Raw genomic sequence first — 16,465 nt, 5'->3', positions numbered from 1 at the left:
GGATCCGGATTTCAGGCCGGAGCCGCCGAAAGAGATAGAGACAACGAACAAGGCAGGGATTTTCCATGTCCGCTCACGCACGCATTTCTGCGATCACCGATCGCATCGTCGAACGCTCGAAGCCGACCCGCGAGCGCTACCTGGAACGCCTGCGCGCCGCGGCTTCAAAGGGTGTGCAGCGTTCGGTGCTCGGCTGTGCCAACCTCGCCCACGGCTTCGCGATCTGTTCCCCCGCCGATAAAGACGCGCTCGCCGGCGATCGCATCCCCAATCTCGGCATCATCACCGCCTATAACGACATGCTCTCGGCCCACCAGCCGTTCGAGACCTATCCGGCGATCATCCGTGAGGCGGCCGCCGAGGCCGGCGGCGTCGCCCAGGTCGCCGGCGGCGTGCCCGCCATGTGCGACGGCGTCACCCAGGGGCAGCCGGGCATGGAGCTGTCGCTCTTCTCGCGCGACCTGATCGCCATGGCCGCAGGCGTCGGCCTGTCGCACAATATGTTCGATGCCGCCCTCTTCCTCGGCGTCTGCGACAAGATCGTGCCGGGCCTCGTCATCGCCGCACTTTCGTTCGGACATCTTCCGTCGATCTTCGTTCCCGCCGGGCCGATGACGACAGGCCTGCCGAACGACGAGAAGTCGCGCGTGCGCCAGCTCTTTGCCGAGGGCAAGGTCGGGCGCGCCGAGCTCCTGGAGGCGGAATCGAAATCCTATCACGGGCCCGGCACCTGCACCTTCTACGGCACGGCCAACTCGAACCAGATGCTGATGGAGATCATGGGCTTCCACATGCCGGGCTCCTCCTTCATCAATCCCGGTACGCCGCTGCGGGAAGCGCTGACGCGCGAAGCCGCCAAGCGAGCCTTAGCGATCACCGCGCTCGGCAACGAATTCACGCCGGCCGGCGAGATGATCGACGAGCGCTCGATCGTCAACGGCGTCGTCGGCCTGCATGCGACCGGCGGCTCGACCAACCACACGCTGCACCTCGTCGCCATGGCGCGGGCAGCCGGCATCCAGCTCACCTGGCAGGACATCGCCGAACTCTCGGAAATCGTGCCGCTGCTTGCCCGCGTCTATCCGAACGGGCTTGCCGACGTGAATCATTTCCAGGCGGCCGGCGGCATGGGCTTCCTCATCAAGGAACTCCTGAAGCACGGGCTGGTGCATGACGACGTCAGAACCGTCTTCGGCCAGGGCCTTGAAGCCTATACGGTCGATGCCCGGCTCAGCGAGAACCGCACGGTGCTGCGCGAACCGTCGCCGGATAAGAGCCACGATCCGAAGGTGCTTTCCAGCATCGAGACGCCGTTCCAGGCGAATGGCGGGCTGAAGATGCTGCGCGGCAATCTCGGCAAGGCGGTCATCAAAATCTCGGCCGTCAAGCCGGAGCGCCATATCATCGAGGCGCCGGCGATCGTCTTTCACAGCCAGCAGGAACTGCAGGACGCCTTTAAGGAAGGCAAGCTCAACCGCGATTTCGTCGCCGTCGTTCGCTTCCAGGGGCCGAAGGCGAACGGCATGCCGGAGCTGCACAAGCTGACGCCGCCGCTCGGCGTGCTGCAGGACCGCGGCTTCCGCGTGGCGCTCCTGACCGACGGGCGCATGTCCGGCGCATCCGGCAAGGTGCCGGCGGCGATCCACGTCACGCCGGAAGCGGTCGATGGCGGCCCGATCGCCCGCATCCGGGACGGCGACATCATTCGCCTCGACGCGATCAAGGGCACGCTCGAAGTGCTGGTCGACGCAGCCGACATGGCCGAGCGCGAGCCGGTGAGCATCGATCTTTCCGACAATGAATTCGGCATGGGCCGTGAACTCTTTGCACCTTTCCGCCGCGCCGTCGGCGCTTCCGATCAGGGCGCCAGCGTGCTCTTCCACTGAGCGCAAATCAGTTTGAATAAACAAAACCCGCGGGGCGCCTGAAGCGTCCCGCGGGTTTTTCTATGACCGGTCCGAGACTATCCGTCAGGCGCGGATATCGAGGACGTAATCCTTGTGCGCGGGGTGCGTGCTGTAGACGAAGATCTTGTTCAGCTCCTTCTGCGTCAGCAGGCGCAGGAAGCGAACCTCGATCGTATTGTTGGCGTTGACCTTCATCAGCAGGCAGCCGACCTTGGTGATGCGGGCATCCGGAATATCCAGATAGAACTGCTTCGGCAGGCTGAACTGGGTCAGGATTGCGAGAGTCGCGCTGCTCATCGAGATACGGACAATATCGCAGCGGCGCGAAGCCGCGTGCATGACGCCCTTTTCCGTATATTCGATGCGCGCGGCGTTCATTGTGTCCTCCATCTTGAACCGCGCCTCGCGGTCATACATGAAGGATTCTTCCTTGCTCAGGAAATGAGATCTTGGCTGTGACGGATTGGAAGCGGCCACTTGCTTATCCCCCTCATAAATTGACGAGGAAAAAGTAGCAGCCGATCTTTAACAGAACGTGAGAATTCGGTCCGCCAAGTATAATTCTGGGGATGATTACCCCAAAAATGGCGATCTCATTTCCGGTAGGTGTGGCCGCTCGCATCGAAGAGATGCAGCTTCTGCCGGTCGGCGGCAAAGCGCATCCTCTGGCCCTTATGGACATCATAAATGCCGGGCAGCTTGACGACGATCGGCTCGCCGGGGACCAGGCCTTCGATGTAAAGCAGCGTCACCTCGCCGAGCGCTTCGACGATCGAGACCTCGCCCTCGAAAACATAGTCGGCGCCGTCGGCGATCCTCAGATCTTCGGGACGGACGCCGAAGCTCGCCTGCTTGCCCTTCTCGGAGGCATCGGTCGCCACGTCTAATGTCACCGACATGCCGCCGGTCAGCGTCACGGTCGTCTGGCTGCCGGTCCCGGCGATCGTCGCGGGAATGATGTTCATGGCGGGCGAGCCGATGAATTTCGCAACGAAGAGGTTAGCCGGGCGTTCGTAGAGCTCCAGCGGTGCGCCGACCTGCTCGATATTGCCGGCCGACAGGACGACGATGCGGTCGGCGAGCGTCATCGCCTCGACCTGATCGTGGGTGACGTAGATCATCGTCGTATCGGCCATCTGCTCGTTGAGACGGGCAATTTCAATACGGGTGGCGACGCGCAGCGCGGCATCGAGGTTGGACAGCGGCTCGTCGAACAGGAAGACCTTGGGATCGCGGCAGATGGCGCGGCCGATCGCCACGCGCTGGCGCTGGCCGCCGGAGAGCGCCTTCGGCAGGCGGTCGAGATATTTGGTCAACTGCAGGCTCTCGGCCGCCGCGCGGACGCGGCGGTCGATCTCCTGCTTGCTTTCGCCGGCGATCTTCATGCCGAAGGCCATGTTGTCGTAGACGGTCATGTGAGGATAGAGCGCGTAGGACTGGAAGACCATGGCGATGCCGCGCTTCGAGGGCGGCACGTCATTGACGAGCTGGCCGTCAATATACATTTCGCCGCCGGTAATCGCCTCGAGACCGGCGATCATGCGCAGAAGCGTGGACTTGCCGCAGCCGGACGGACCGACGAAGACGATGAATTCGCCCTGCTTGATATCGAGGTCGATACCATGGAGAACATCCACGGAACCGTAGGATTTGCGGATGTCCTTCAGTGTCAGTCCAGTCATTTGTCACTCCCCTCCTGATCCTTAGGCGAGACGGGCGAAATACGCCCCCCAGGCCGGAATATCGATCTTGTCGCCATAGTTGTTGCTGGTAAAGCCATGGCCCGTCAATGCCTGCCATTCTCCCGCAGGCAGAGTGACGCCGGTCTCGGCCGGGCTCATGTTGAAGACGCAGAGCAGCTTCTCATCGGCGTATTCGCGGGTGAAGACCAGACTGTCGCCCTGCGCCTCCTCGAATTCGATCTCACCCTTGGCAAAGGCCGGGTGCAGCTTGCGGAAGGCAATGAAGCGGCGATAATGCTCGAGCACGGACGTCTCGTCGCCCTGCTGGACATTGACGGCGCGCAGAATATGTTCGACCGGCACCGGCAGCCAGGGCTTGACCGTCGAAAAGCCGCCCTGGGCGACGTGGCTGTCCCAGACCATCGGCGTGCGGCAGCCGTCGCGGCCTTTGAACTCCGGCCAGAACTGGATGCCATAGGGATCCTGCAGATCCTGATAGGCGAGATCGGCTTCGGTCAGCGCCAGTTCCTCGCCTTGATAGAGGCAGACGGAACCGCGCAGCGTCAAGAGCAGCGAGGCATAGAGCTTGGCGAAGGCGTCGTGATCGGCGACCAGCCCGCCCCAGCGGCTGACGTGACGCATGACGTCGTGATTGGAGAAGGCCCAGCAGGCCCAGCCATCGGGGGCGGCAGCTTCGAAATCCTCCATCACCTCCTCGACGCGCTCCGGCGTCAGCGGATCGGGCGCCAGGAATTCGAAGGCATAACACATGTGCATCTTGTCGTTGCCGGAGGTATATTCGCCGACGATTTCGAGGCCGCGCTGGCTGTCGCCCACCTCGCCGACGGCGGCGATTGCCGGGAATTCCTCAAGCACCGCACGAAAGCGCTTCAGGAAGGCAAGGTTCTCCGGCCGGTTCTTGTCGTAGATATGCTCCTGGAAATTATAGGGATTAACCGCCGGCGCCGTCGAGGCGTTGCGGCGCTCAGGCGCAAGGGCGGGATTGTCGCGCAACAGCGGGTCGTGGAAATAGAAATTGATGGTGTCGAGGCGGAAGCCGTCGACGCCGCGGTTGAGCCAGAAGCGCACGACATCGAGCAGACGGTCCTGCACTTCCGGATTATGCAGGTTCATATCCGGTTGCGAGGTCAGGAAATTGTGCAGGTAATATTGCATGCGCGTCGGATCCCACGCCCATGCGGAACCGCCGAAGATCGACAGCCAGTTGTTCGGCGGCGAGCCGTCGGGTTTGGCGTCGGCCCAGACATACCAGTCGGCCTTGGCATTGGTCTTGCTGGAACGGCTCTGCACGAACCAGGGGTGCTGGTCGGAGCTGTGGGAGATGACGAGGTCGATCATCACCCGGACGCCGAGGCGATGGGCTTCTGAGATCATCGTATCGAAATCCACCAGCGTGCCGAAGATCGAATCGACATTCTCGTAATCGGAAACGTCGTAACCGAAATCGCGCATCGGCGAGGTGAAAAACGGCGAGATCCAGATCGCGTCGACGCCGAGGCTTGCCACATGCGGCAGGCGGGCGGTGATGCCCTTGAGGTCGCCGATGCCGTCGCCGTTCGAATCCTGGTAGGAGCGCGGATAGATCTGGTAAATCACCGCGCCGCGCCACCAGTCCTTGTCGGCGGTCAAGATCGATTGGGAAGCCACGTTCATGAGATATCCTGTCTGAAGTCACGTTTGGGAATGGTCAGCCGCCCTTGACCGAACCCGCCAGCAGACCACGCACCAGATAACGCTGCAGTCCGAAGAAGACCAGCAGCGGCACGACGATAGTGACGAAGGCCGACGCCGTCAAAATCTCCCAGTTGCCGCCGCGCGAGCCGAGCAGCGCGTTCAGCCTGCCGGTCAGCACGAGGTGATCCTGGTCGGTGCCGAGGAAGACCATGGCGACGAGCAGGTCGTTCCATACCCACAGGAACTGGAAAATGGCGAAGGAGGCGAGTGCCGGGAAGGACAAGGGCAAAACGATACGAACGAAGATCTCGAAGTCGCTTGCGCCGTCGACGCGGGCGGATTCGATGATCTCCTTCGGCAGGCCGGCGATATAGGCCCGCAGAAGAAAAATGGCCAGCGGCATGCCGAAGGCGGTATGCGCGAACCAGATACCGGGATAGGTCTTCGACGGCTGGCCGAGCATATTGCCGATCTCGTTGTAGAGGCGAAGCAGCGGAATCAGGGACATCTGCAGCGGCACGACGATGAGGCCGACGACGAGCGCAATCAGCAGCCCGCGGCCGGGAAACTCCATCCAGCTCAAGGCATAGGCGGCAAAAGCGGCAATCAGGATCGGGATGATCGTTGCCGGGATCGTCACCGTCAGCGAATTGATGAAGGACTGACCGATGCCTTCGCCGGTCAGAACCGTCTTGTAGTTCTGCAGCGTGAACTCCGGTGGCGCGGAGACGGACACGTACATGCGCCGCGGCCGCTCGTCAGGCGAAAAGGCCGTGTTCTTCATGTAGCGATAGCTGCCGTCGCTGTTGATCTGCAGGCTCTCGCCATCGCCGAGATCGGCGGTCTCGCCGGCTTCAAAAGCGGCCGGCTGCTGTACGCGGTTGCCGAAGGCCTTTACGGAGCGGCCGGTCTGCCCTTCCAGTACATTGCCTGAAATGACGTAAGTGGCGCCTTCCTGCTGTTGCTGATCCGGCGTGCCCAGGCGGACGGCGATGGTCTGGGTCGAGCCGGCAAAGGCCGTCCACCAGCCGGAGACGACGATCTGGTCCTTGTCGCGCAGCGCGCTGACGAAGATGCCGAGCGTCGGGATCAGCCAGATGATGACGATCAGCAGAACGGCAAGGTGAACGAAGAGACGGGCGGGGCCGATCTTGAAGTAGCTTCCGACAGCGGTCATCTCAATAGCCCTTCAGTTCGCGGTTGGCGCGGCGCACGTTCCAGATCATGATCGGCGTGACGGCGAGCATGATGATGATGGCGATGACGGCGCTTCGGCCGGAATCGCCGCCGCCGCGGAACAGCCAGTTGAACATCAGGTTCGCCAGCACCATCGTCTGCCACTGGCCGTTGGTCATGGTCAGCACGATGTCGAAGACCTTGAGGACGAGGATGGTGATCGTCGTCCAGACAACGGCGATGGTGCCCCAGACCTGCGGCACCATGATGCGCCAGAAGATCTGCCAGCCATTGGCGCCGTCGATGACGGCGGCCTCGATCGTCTCCTCGGGGATGCCGCGTAGCGCCGCCGACAGGATAACCATGGCAAAACCGGTCTGGATCCAGATCAGGATGATCATCAAGAAGAAATTGTTCCAGAAGGGTACCGAAATCCAGACTTCGGGCGTGCCGCCGAACAACTGGACGATTGCGTTCAACAGGCCGATCTGGACGTCGTTACCGCCGCGATATTCATAGATGAATTTCCAGATGACCGAGGCGCCGACGAAAGAGATCGCCATCGGCATGAAGACGATGCTCTTGGCGATATTGCCCCACCAGATGCGGTCGGTCATCACGGCGATGACCAGGCCGAAGAAGGTGCAGGCGGCCGGCACGACGGCGAGCCAGAGGATGTTGTTGAAGATCGACTGGCGGAATTCGCGGTCGCCGATCGCCCATTTGTAATTGGCTACGCCGACGAATTGCTGGCCGGTGCGGTCGTAGAAGGAGAGAATGAACGTAGCGACGACGGGGTAGACGAGATAGACGAAAAGCAGGAAGAGCGCCGGGCCGAGAAACAGCCATGGCCGGATGACCGCGCGCCGGTTGAGATTGCGCGAGGCGGCGCGGATGTCGCCATCCTTGACCGGCAGAGCGAAGTCCAGGATCTTGTTCGAAAAATAGAAATAGGCCGAGCACGCGACAACGGCGGCGACCACGACGCCCAAAGCGGACACTATCTGCAACAGCATTACGTCCCTCCCCTGCTTCCCCTGATCTTATTCCGGCTGGTTTTCATTCTGACGGGTCAACGCCGGTCACCGGCAATATGCTTAGTCACAATATACCCGCGATGGCCGGGCTCTTTGCGAACCCGGCCAGTCATGCAGGCCATGCCGCCGGCAAACCGGCGGCATATCTGAACGATTACTTGATGCCGTCCCAGGCGCTCTGGATTTCGCCGGCAGCTTCTTCTGCGGACTTGCCGCCGACGAAATCGACCATGCCCGTCCAGAAGGCGCCGGCGCCGATTTTGCCCGGCATCAGGTCGGAACCGTCAAAGCGGAAGGTGGTGGCGGACGTCAGGATCTCGCCTTCCTTCTTCATCTGCGGATTGGCATAGGCGTCGGTGCTGACGCCCTTGTACGGCGTCAGGAAGCTCGACTGCGCCATCCAGACCTCATGCGCGATCGGGGTCTTCAGGAAGTCGATGAAGGCACGGGCCGCCTTCGAATCCTTGGTGATCGAGACGAGCGTGCCGGCGCCGAGAACCGGCTTGCCGAGGTCGGCATGCGAGGCGTAGGTCGGCATATAGAAGAAGTCGGCATCCTGGCCGAGCTTCGTGCCTTCGGGGAAGAAGGACGGGATGAACGAGGCCTGATGGTGCATGTAGCACTTCGGCGGAACGGCGAAGAGGCCCTTCGGGCTGTCGCGGAAATCGGTCGAAGCCACGGCCGCGACGCCGCCATCGACGTATTTCTCGTTCTTGGCGAACTTGCCGAACTCGTCGATCGCGGCAACGACGGCCGGATCGGTGAACTTCAGCTCGTTGGTCGTCCACTTGTCGTAGGCTTCCGGCGGCTGGGTACGCAGCATGATGTCTTCGACCCAGTCGGTCGCCGGCCAGCCGGTGGCGCCGCCGGAACCGAGACCGATGCACCAGGGAACGCCGCCGTCCTTGACGATCTGATCGGTCAGGGCATGCAACTCTTCCATGGTCGTCGGGATCTTGTAACCAGCTTCCTCGAAGTTCTCCGGCACGTACCAGACAAGCGACTTGACGTCAGCCTTGTAAGGGAAGGCGTAGAAGGCTTCCTTGCCGTCCTTGCCCTTGTAGGTGCCGTAACCGACCCAGCTGTCGCCGGCGCCGTAATTGTCCTTGATCCACTTGGAATTGTCGTCGCCGAGCGGCGTCAGGAAGCCCTTGCCGGCGAGATCGGCCAGAAGGCCCGGCTGCGGCAGAACGGCGATATTCGGCGGCGAGCCCGCCTGCGTGTCGATGACAATCTGCTGTTCGTAGTTTTCCGAAGAGGAGTATTTCGCGTCGATGCCGGTCGCTTCGGTGAAATAGGCGAGAACGCTCCTGAAGAACGCCTCGTCCTCGCCGCGCCACGGCCCGAAGATCGTCAGCGGCTGACCCTTCAGATCCGCGTGCGCGGCCTTGAATTCGTCATAGCTCTTCCAGTTGAACTTGGAATCCTGTCCCGGGGCAAATTTCAGATCGGCCGCGGACGCAGCACCGGCAAACAGCGCCGCAACGGCAACGCCCATCAAAAATGACTTTTTCATGTGATCAACCTCCCATCACAATCCCAACCGCGCCGAATTCCTTGCAAAAAGAAATTTCAAAGCGCTTTGACAACCCACTCATTTCACTTTCAGTGGAACGGAGTCAAGTCATTTCACGAAAATCCCCTGTGAGCTGGGGGAATATCGCGGCGCAGCGGCGCCTACCGGGGAAATATGGAGCGATTTTTCTTGAGTCAAGCGCGCGAGATGATACATAATTAAAAGCGCTTTGGACGCCATTTGGAGGCATGGAGGCCTTTTAGAGCGGCTGACGGCGGGCCGGGAGGAAGCATAGCAGGTGAATCTCAAACAGCTATCGGAATTGCTTGGGCTTTCGCAGACGACGGTAAGCCGGGCGCTCAACGGCTATCCCGAGGTCAACGAAGCGACCCGGGAGCGCGTGCTTCAGGCCGTCAAAGAAACCGGGTACCGGCCGAACAAGGCTGCCCAGCGGCTTGCGACCGGCAAGGCAGGCTCGATCGGCCTCGTCATGCCGACGGCGCCTGGCCATCAGTCCGATGTGCATTTCGGCGAATTTCTGGCCGGACTCGGCGAGGAGGCCGTGCGCCACGATTTCCATTTCGTCATCATGCCTTCCGATCCGGATGACGAGGTGGCGGCGCTCCGGCGGCTTGCGATCAGCGGCAATGTCGACGCGCTGTTCATCGCCTATATGCGCGGTCACGACCCGCGGCTCGCCATGCTGAAATCGCTCTCCATGCCCTATGTCGTGCACGGCCGCTCCTTCGGCGCGGAGCCGGATTATCCCTATCTCGACATCGACAATGAAGGGGCCTTCTACGACGCGACGCGGCTCTTGCTGCAGCTCGGCCATACGCGTTTTGCCTTGATGAACGGACCGATGCATCTCGATTTCGCCATCCGCAGAAGGAACGGCGTCATCTCAGCCCTTGCCGAACGCGGCCTCACGCTCGAGGAGGACTGCATGAGCCACGCGCTGATGACAGACGAACAGGGCCTGCTGGCGATGGAACGGTTCCTGCAACTGCCGGAACGGCCGACGGCCATCCTCTGCTCCAGCACGGTGATGGCGCTCGGGGCGATCCGCGCGGTTAACCAGGCGGGATTGCGGCTCGGCGAGGATATTTCACTGATCGCCCATGACGACGTGCTGCCGCTCTTGAAGCCGGAAAACTTCTCGGTGCCGCTGACGACGACACGCTCCTCGCTGCGGGCGGCGGGTGTGCGCATCGCCCAGCGGCTGATCGGCACGGTGAAGCAGGCCGGCCCCTTCCCCGAACAGGAGCTGTGGAAAACCGAACTGATCGTCAGGGCCTCGACCGGGCCTGCCCCGCAGCAATCATAATCAGAACTGCGGCGGCGTTTGCCCTGCAGCGCGATGAGCGGCGATGACGGTGTTGGCCATCAGCATGGCGATGGTCATCGGACCGACGCCGCCGGGAACGGGGGTAATGGTGCTGGCGATCTCGGAGACTTCGCGGAAGGCGACGTCGCCGACCAGCCGGGTCTTGCCCTCGCCCTTCTCAGGAGCCGGCACACGATTGATGCCGACGTCGATGACCGTCGCCCCTGGCTTCACCCAATCGGCCTTGACCATCTCCGGCCGGCCGACGGCGGCGACCAGAATATCGGCATTGCGGCAGACCTCGGCGAGGTTCTTGGTTCTGGAGTGAGCCATCGTCACCGTCGCATTGGCATTGAGCAGCAATTGCGCCATCGGCTTGCCGAACAGGTTGGAACGGCCGATGACGACAGCATTGAGCCCGGAGAGATCCTCGCCGTGGGTGCGGCGGACGAAGACCATGGCGCCGGCCGGCGTGCAGGAGACCAGACCGGTCTTCAGGTCGCCGGTGGCGAGCTTGCCGGCATTGACGACGCTGAGGCCGTCGACATCCTTTTCCGGCAGGATCGACTGGATGATCGGTTCGCTGTCGAGCGGCTTCGGCAAGGGCAATTGCACCAGGATTCCGTGGATCGACGGATCGGCGTTGAGGGTGGCGACGAGGCCTGCCAGTTCCTCCTGCGTCGTTTCGGCCGGCAGCGTGTGCTGCACGGATTTGAAACCGCATTCCTTGGCCATCCGGCTCTTGGAGCCGACATAGGCGTGGCTTGCCGGATCGTCGCCGACGATGATGACCGCAAGGCCGGTCGTGACGCCGCTCGCCTTTTCCAGCGCTGCCGTCGCACTCTTGACCGTCTGAATTACCGATGCAGCTACGTTCTTGCCGTCGATTACTGTCGCCACGCGTCTCTCCGCCCTGTTTCGCGTCAATCTATGGATAGTTGACGAGCGTCAAATGCCCGCTAACGCCCTATCCTGTCGGAAAGCGGCAAGGCAATATCAAATTTGCAAGGAAATGTTCGTTCAGCGCCGCGGTTGCCGCGTTTCCATCACGTGAACACGAAGCCGATCCCGCAGGCCCGAGATTTCGGAGCGCAGCAGCTCGATCTCGTCGACCGCCGCCGGGGCCGGCACGGGCGATGGCGGCGGAGAAGCAACGGGCGGAGACGCCGGCAATTCCGTTGCCGGAGACGCGACGGATTTGCGCAAAGACAGCAGGAAAGCCAGGGCAAGACCGATTGCCAGGCCTGTGGCGGCGCCGGCCAGCGCGCGGCCGGTCAGACCGTCCGTTGCCGATATCGCCGACGCCAGCGGCGGCTTCAGCATGGTCATATGACCGTCGTCGGCTGCCCCCGATGCGGACGCCGCCTCTTCCAGCCGCGAGCGCGCAGCATTCGCCTTCTCGCGCAGCTCGGTCAGCCGCGACAGATCGACGCCGGTATCCCGGCTTTGGGCGATCAGAGTGTTGCGGCGATCGTTCAGGCCCTTGCGCGCATCGACCGCGGCCTTGGCGGCGGCATTGGCAGCCTGGGCGAGCCGGGCAAGCTCCTTGCCCATATTCTCCTTGAGGCCGTCGGTTTCGGCCTGCTGCTGCAGCAGGCGCGGATGGCGGGGCCCGAGTTCGGCGGAAAGCTGGGCAAGCGCCGTCCTGGCGAGGGCATATTTGTCGCGCCAGTCCTGCAACGCGGGCGAAATCATATCGGAGGAGAGCGAACCATCGAGCACATCGGCAAGTTTTGCGGCCTTGAGCTGGTCGGCCTTCGCCTTGGCGGCAAGGATGCTCTCCTCGGCCTCTTTCAGATCGGCATCGAGCCGGTCGATCTGGCGGCGAAGTTCGATTGCCACCTTGACGTTGCCTTCGCCGCTCTTTGCCGTGAAGGCGGCAAGCTCCGCCTGAGCCTCGTCATAGGCCTTGCGCAAAACCGCGTCGGTTTCGGGGTTGCCGCCTCGTGCGTCTCCGCCCGCTGCCTCGGCAAGCCTGGCGGCGATGCGGGTGGATTTGGCACCGTCGCCGGTCGTCACCCGCACCCGGATCGTGCCGGCGGCGGCATCGGGCACGATCTCGACTGCATGTTTCAGCGCCGCCTCGGCGCGCGAGGTCGGATCGGCGGCAGTACCGGTCGCCGAGAGAAGATCGAACACAACGGCGAACGCATTGGCGCCCGTGCCGACGAATTCGGGATCGCGATCAAGCTTCAGGGTGGCGACCGTCGACGCAACCACGCGCGCCGACACCAGTCCCTTCGCCGCAGCCTGCGTGAGAGCGGCGCGGCTTGCGGCATCCGTTTTCACGGCAAGCGTCGTTTCGGCGCGGTAGAGGGCAGGCGCAGCCGGCATCAGCATCGGCAGACCGGCGCCCAGGATCGTTGCGGCAGCGACCGTTGCCGCAAAGCCGGCCTTTCCCGCGCGGCGTTCCGGCGCTGCCGGCCGGGGCTCGAGCGGTTCCTGATGAATTACGGTGAGCGGTTCGACCGAAATCGCCGGGACGCCGGCGGAAGCCACCGGCTCCTCATATCGCGCTGGTTCCGGCGGAAGACGGTGACCGACATCATTGGCAGCCCGGAGGCGGTTGCCGAGAATGGTTTCGATGCGGTCGACGAGCGGCGCCTCGGGCACCGCCTTCATGCGCTGCTCTTCCAGCACACGGCCGATGGCGCGCAGCAGGTCGGCTTCGGGCGGGGCGATATCCGGTCCGCTCAATCGGGGCTGCCGATAGGGATCGTCATCTGCGCGCGGCCTTGCGGCTACCCGATCAAGAAAACTGATTCTGGCCCTGCTATCGTACATTGCGCCACATCTCATGCACATGTTGGCCAAGTTCGCTCATCCGCAGGAAAGCAGATGATTAAGCCACTCTAAATTTTCATGGCAAAGAAATGGTTAACCGCCGCCGGCAAGAATTGCGGTCCGTTCCTCGATAGGCTGCTTACGCGTCGAACCGCGGACGCTGCAGGCTCAACTCGCCTTCCTGCGGTCGACCGGCGGCTGCACGACGCTGCGGGGCTCTTCCGGCTGGCCGAGAATTCTTTCGCGCCGGCGGAAGCGGTAGCGCAGGACATGAAATAGGAAGATCGGAATGCCGACGATGTAGCGCCGCCAGAGGCGTGCGGGCTCCTGTATCAGGCGATAGGCCCATTCCAGACGCATCATCCGCACGGTCTTCGGCGCTCGCGGCACGGCGCCGGAAACGAAGTCGAAGAGAGCGCCCACCGTCAGCACCAGGCGCGCATGGTCGGCACGGATATTGTCGTGAACCCATTTCTCCTGCAGCGGCGTTCCCATGCCGACGATCAGAATGTCGAGTTTCTGGCGCTCGACCTCCAAGATGACATCAGTGGAGTCGACCTTGTCGAAAAAGCCGTCGGAAATAACGACAAATTCATGCCAGGGCGTGTGCTTGCGGAAATTTTCCGCCGCCGCCTCGATGACCGAGCGCTTGCCGCCGATCAGGCCGATGCGGCGTGGGGCCTCCATGAAGGTGAGGAAGGCCGGGACGAAATCCGTGCCGTTCAAGTTGGCGGGAAACGGCGCGCCATGGGCGATCTTTGAAGCGATGTTGAGGCCGATGCCATCAGGCAGCACCAGATTGTGCGACATGATCCGGTAATATTCATCGTCCCGCAGCGCCGTCAGCATGTTATGGGCGTTGACGAAGCAAACCACGGTCTGACCGACGGGAATGGAGGCGAGCTCGTTGATGAAAACGAGGGCATCGTCCCAGCCGAGGTCGCAGACCGGCAGATCGAAGATCGTCCGCCGGGACGCAAGCACCGCGAAGTTTGCAATCAAATTCATTCCTACCTCCTGCCGAGGGTGCGTCATGTGCCCGACATCCCGGAAAATAAGCCCATATTCCGCACCCCGGAGGTCTCGAAAGGACCGGTCGCGTCACGCATGGAACAACCTCGCCCCGATCGCGGAAACGACGCATGCCAAGCTGTGCCACCTGATATAACAGGACGGTTTCAAACAACCCTTAGGAAAATTCTTTGGATTTTGATGCTCGTATAAGTAGTTTATTAACCAAAGGCGGCCCAACGACAAACGGCGCCCGAAGGCGCCGTTGCTGCATCGATAATCCGTTGTTTCAATGGGCGGCCGGGGCCGGTGCTCCCTCGGCTGGTGCGCCTTCGATGATCTTGACCGGTGCGCCGAGCTTCTTCGGTTGACCGGCAGAGTTTTCCTTAACCTCTTCCTTGGAGAGATAATCGAGCTGCTCCAGCATCACGTCGGCGACATACTCGCCGCCGAGGCGCTCGTTCATGCCCTTCCTGATCTCCTCGCGAAAGGCTTTCGGGTCGAAAGATTTGATGTGGGCAAGATCGACCATCTTGTTGCCGACGAGCAGGCTGAAAAGTTCGTCGGTCGTCATCTCGGTCAGCGGCAACGTCACGCCCTTCAGCATGTCCTTGTTCATCATGAAGGAAATGCGGCCGAGAAAATAACCGGTGATCGCACCGTCGCCGATGACCGGCACAGTGATCGTTTCGCCCTTCACCAGTTCGAGCGCGCTCTGCTTGGAATCCGTTGCCGCGGGTGCCGGCGCCGTCGCCAGGTACACCGAAAAATAGACCGATGCCAAGGTGATGGCGCAAACCCAGATACCGGTGAGGACGAGCTTGACCATCAGTTTCCACGCGCGGCGAATTGTTCCTGGGAATAGGTGCCGTCGGCGTCGGCGTCCTGAACCGCATTCTTCAGGAGGTCGGCCACGGCACGAACCGCTTCGAGATGCGCCTCGACACGCCGGGCGTTCAGAACCAGCTTCTTTTTCAAGCCGTGCAGCTGATCGAGATGGGCAGCGGCAAGCTCGGCCGGATCGGTATCGCGGAAAAGCATCGACAGCTCGTAGAGGCAACGGCTCTTATGGGCGTTGGAGACCTTGAGGTCGAACTGCGGATCGTTGCCGATCCGGGTGTTCTCATTGTCGATGATCATCTCGAGGCGTCCGAGAACGGATTTGATCCTGTATTCGTTCGAAACTATTTCCATTGTGCCCTCGGTTATGTGTCGCTTAGAGCATGACGCCGAAAAGTGTGCGCGGCTTTCGGACGACATCATGCTCTAACTAATAATTGAGAACAGGATTCAGATTTTAGGCCAACAGGCCCAAATCATCCTGTTCTATCGGTCTTGGAGTCGGCGGTCGGCGTGCCGAATGTCCTGCGCTGGAAGTCATCGATCATGCTGAGCGCAGTGTTGCGGTCGCGATCATCGGTCGCGGCATTGACGATCTTGCCTTCCTGGCGGCGCAGCTGCTCGCTGTACATCTGCTTGGCGATGCCGATGCCGTCGCCCTTGGCCATGGTGTTGCCGAGCTGCTCGGCCATCATACCCTTCCAGATATCGCCGGTCGCGCCCTTGCCGTAGACGTCCTCGCTCTCGCTCGGCAGCATCGACTTGACGAAGTTCTGCAGCACCATGGCCTCGAACTTCCGGTAGCTTTCCGGAACCTCCTCGGTCTTGGTGCGGTTCTGGATGTTGGAGAGGCCGCTCTTCTGGCCGACATGATCGAGAACGTCGACCGTATTGGAGAAGCCCTTGCCGTTCTCGGCGAGGCTCGTCGCGGCAAAGGCCGCACGATTTGCCTTCAATTTTTCCTGGGCTGCCTGAACCTCCATGGGGTCGGCAGCTTTGACCACGTCCAGGACCAGATCACTGGGGGGCGAAATAGCCACGTTACAATCCTCTGAATTAAGATCGCAACGATTATGGTTTTTGAAGCTTGCTGGAGGCTGGCGTTGCGAATTGCTGATCGATTACATCGTAAACGGCATTGTCGTCGGCCTCGCGGCGCTCGGCGTCCAAGGCCTCTTTCATGCCCTCTTCCAGCCGATCGGCCTTGGCGCGTTCGCGCGACAGCCGCATCTCGTGGATCTGCTGCATGCCGGTCAGCTGCTGATCCTTGATGGTGAGCCTGCCGAATCGATCGGCATAATTCTGTGAGAAAGCGTGGTGGACGGGATCCATCGAGCCGAGCGCGACGATGACGTCGTCCATCGCCGCATTGACCTCGATGCGTTGACGGCTGGTTTCGGCGAGATCGTTTTCCGCCATCCTTTCGATATGCCGCTGCACCGACAGGAGGCGCTTGAGCTTCTGGGAACGGCTCTTCTCGATCATGACAG

Annotated in this window: 15 protein-coding genes; 2 read left to right on the top strand and 13 right to left on the bottom strand. The window is 61.7% G+C overall.

Translation table 11 applies throughout. The features are described from left to right. Window positions 1-65 precede the first annotated feature (65 nt). Window positions 66-1,886: a phosphogluconate dehydratase gene (gene edd / locus AMK02_RS03680; RefSeq protein ID WP_064800714.1), complete on the top strand. Its 1,821-nt coding sequence runs from the start codon at window positions 66-68 to the stop codon at window positions 1,884-1,886. Window positions 1,887-1,970: 84 nt separating this feature from the next. On the opposite strand, the gene AMK02_RS03675 is transcribed toward edd, so the two are convergent. The 6 genes from AMK02_RS03675 to AMK02_RS03650 form a co-directional block, all read right to left on the bottom strand. After that, window positions 1,971-2,324, bottom strand: coding sequence for a hypothetical protein (locus AMK02_RS03675; RefSeq protein WP_020920408.1), 354 nt, complete (start codon window positions 2,322-2,324; stop codon window positions 1,971-1,973). A gap of 176 nt (window positions 2,325-2,500) precedes the next feature. Further along, window positions 2,501-3,589 carry an ABC transporter ATP-binding protein gene (locus AMK02_RS03670; protein ID WP_064800713.1) on the bottom strand — a complete coding sequence of 363 codons (1,089 nt, stop codon included), beginning with the start codon at window positions 3,587-3,589 and terminating at the stop codon, window positions 2,501-2,503. 21 nt (window positions 3,590-3,610) lie between these two features. Continuing rightward, window positions 3,611-5,263, bottom strand: coding sequence for a beta-galactosidase BglA (bglA, locus tag AMK02_RS03665; RefSeq protein WP_064800712.1), 1,653 nt, complete (start codon window positions 5,261-5,263; stop codon window positions 3,611-3,613). Between the two features lie 34 nt (window positions 5,264-5,297). Next, a complete protein-coding gene (locus tag AMK02_RS03660; protein ID WP_064800711.1) occupies window positions 5,298-6,461 on the bottom strand; it encodes a carbohydrate ABC transporter permease in 1,164 nt (387 codons plus the stop codon). A gap of 1 nt (window position 6,462) precedes the next feature. Then, entirely contained in the window at window positions 6,463-7,476 is a 1,014-nt protein-coding gene (locus AMK02_RS03655) for a carbohydrate ABC transporter permease (protein WP_064800710.1), read from the bottom strand. Window positions 7,477-7,651: 175 nt separating this feature from the next. Beyond that, on the bottom strand, window positions 7,652-9,013 hold the full coding sequence (locus tag AMK02_RS03650) for an ABC transporter substrate-binding protein (protein WP_064800709.1): 1,362 nt from the start codon (window positions 9,011-9,013) through the stop codon (window positions 7,652-7,654). Window positions 9,014-9,311: 298 nt separating this feature from the next. Here AMK02_RS03650 and AMK02_RS03645 point away from each other — a divergent pair, with 298 nt between their 5' ends. Then, window positions 9,312-10,340 (top strand): LacI family DNA-binding transcriptional regulator, encoded by a 1,029-nt coding sequence (locus AMK02_RS03645; protein ID WP_064800708.1) that lies wholly within the window; start codon window positions 9,312-9,314, stop codon window positions 10,338-10,340. Here the strand turns inward: AMK02_RS03645 and folD are convergent, their stop codons facing one another. The 7 genes from folD to AMK02_RS03610 form a co-directional block, all read right to left on the bottom strand. After that, on the bottom strand, window positions 10,341-11,240 hold the full coding sequence (gene folD / locus AMK02_RS03640) for a bifunctional methylenetetrahydrofolate dehydrogenase/methenyltetrahydrofolate cyclohydrolase FolD (RefSeq protein ID WP_064800707.1): 900 nt from the start codon (window positions 11,238-11,240) through the stop codon (window positions 10,341-10,343). A gap of 120 nt (window positions 11,241-11,360) precedes the next feature. Continuing rightward, window positions 11,361-13,124: a hypothetical protein gene (locus AMK02_RS03635; RefSeq protein ID WP_064800706.1), complete on the bottom strand. Its 1,764-nt coding sequence runs from the start codon at window positions 13,122-13,124 to the stop codon at window positions 11,361-11,363. Window positions 13,125-13,292: 168 nt separating this feature from the next. Further along, window positions 13,293-14,132, bottom strand: coding sequence for a WecB/TagA/CpsF family glycosyltransferase (locus AMK02_RS03630; RefSeq protein ID WP_064800705.1), 840 nt, complete (start codon window positions 14,130-14,132; stop codon window positions 13,293-13,295). Between the two features lie 292 nt (window positions 14,133-14,424). Next, window positions 14,425-14,964, bottom strand: coding sequence for a hypothetical protein (locus AMK02_RS03625; RefSeq protein ID WP_064800704.1), 540 nt, complete (start codon window positions 14,962-14,964; stop codon window positions 14,425-14,427). Further along, complete coding sequence (locus AMK02_RS03620) at window positions 14,964-15,329, bottom strand: hypothetical protein (RefSeq protein ID WP_003556590.1); 366 nt, start codon at window positions 15,327-15,329, stop codon at window positions 14,964-14,966. The genes AMK02_RS03625 and AMK02_RS03620 overlap by 1 nt, the downstream gene beginning before the upstream one ends. A gap of 122 nt (window positions 15,330-15,451) precedes the next feature. Beyond that, window positions 15,452-16,015: a rod-binding protein gene (locus tag AMK02_RS03615; protein WP_064800703.1), complete on the bottom strand. Its 564-nt coding sequence runs from the start codon at window positions 16,013-16,015 to the stop codon at window positions 15,452-15,454. A 31-nt stretch (window positions 16,016-16,046) separates the two neighbouring features. Continuing rightward, window positions 16,047-16,460, bottom strand: coding sequence for a hypothetical protein (locus AMK02_RS03610; RefSeq protein ID WP_064800702.1), 414 nt, complete (start codon window positions 16,458-16,460; stop codon window positions 16,047-16,049). Window positions 16,461-16,465 lie beyond the last annotated feature (5 nt).

It is taken from the genome of Rhizobium sp. N731 (assembly GCF_001664145.1).
Lineage (GTDB): Bacteria > Pseudomonadota > Alphaproteobacteria > Rhizobiales > Rhizobiaceae > Rhizobium > Rhizobium esperanzae.
Note: the sequence above shows the minus strand (reverse complement) of the source record. Positions and strands in the feature narration are given on the sequence as shown.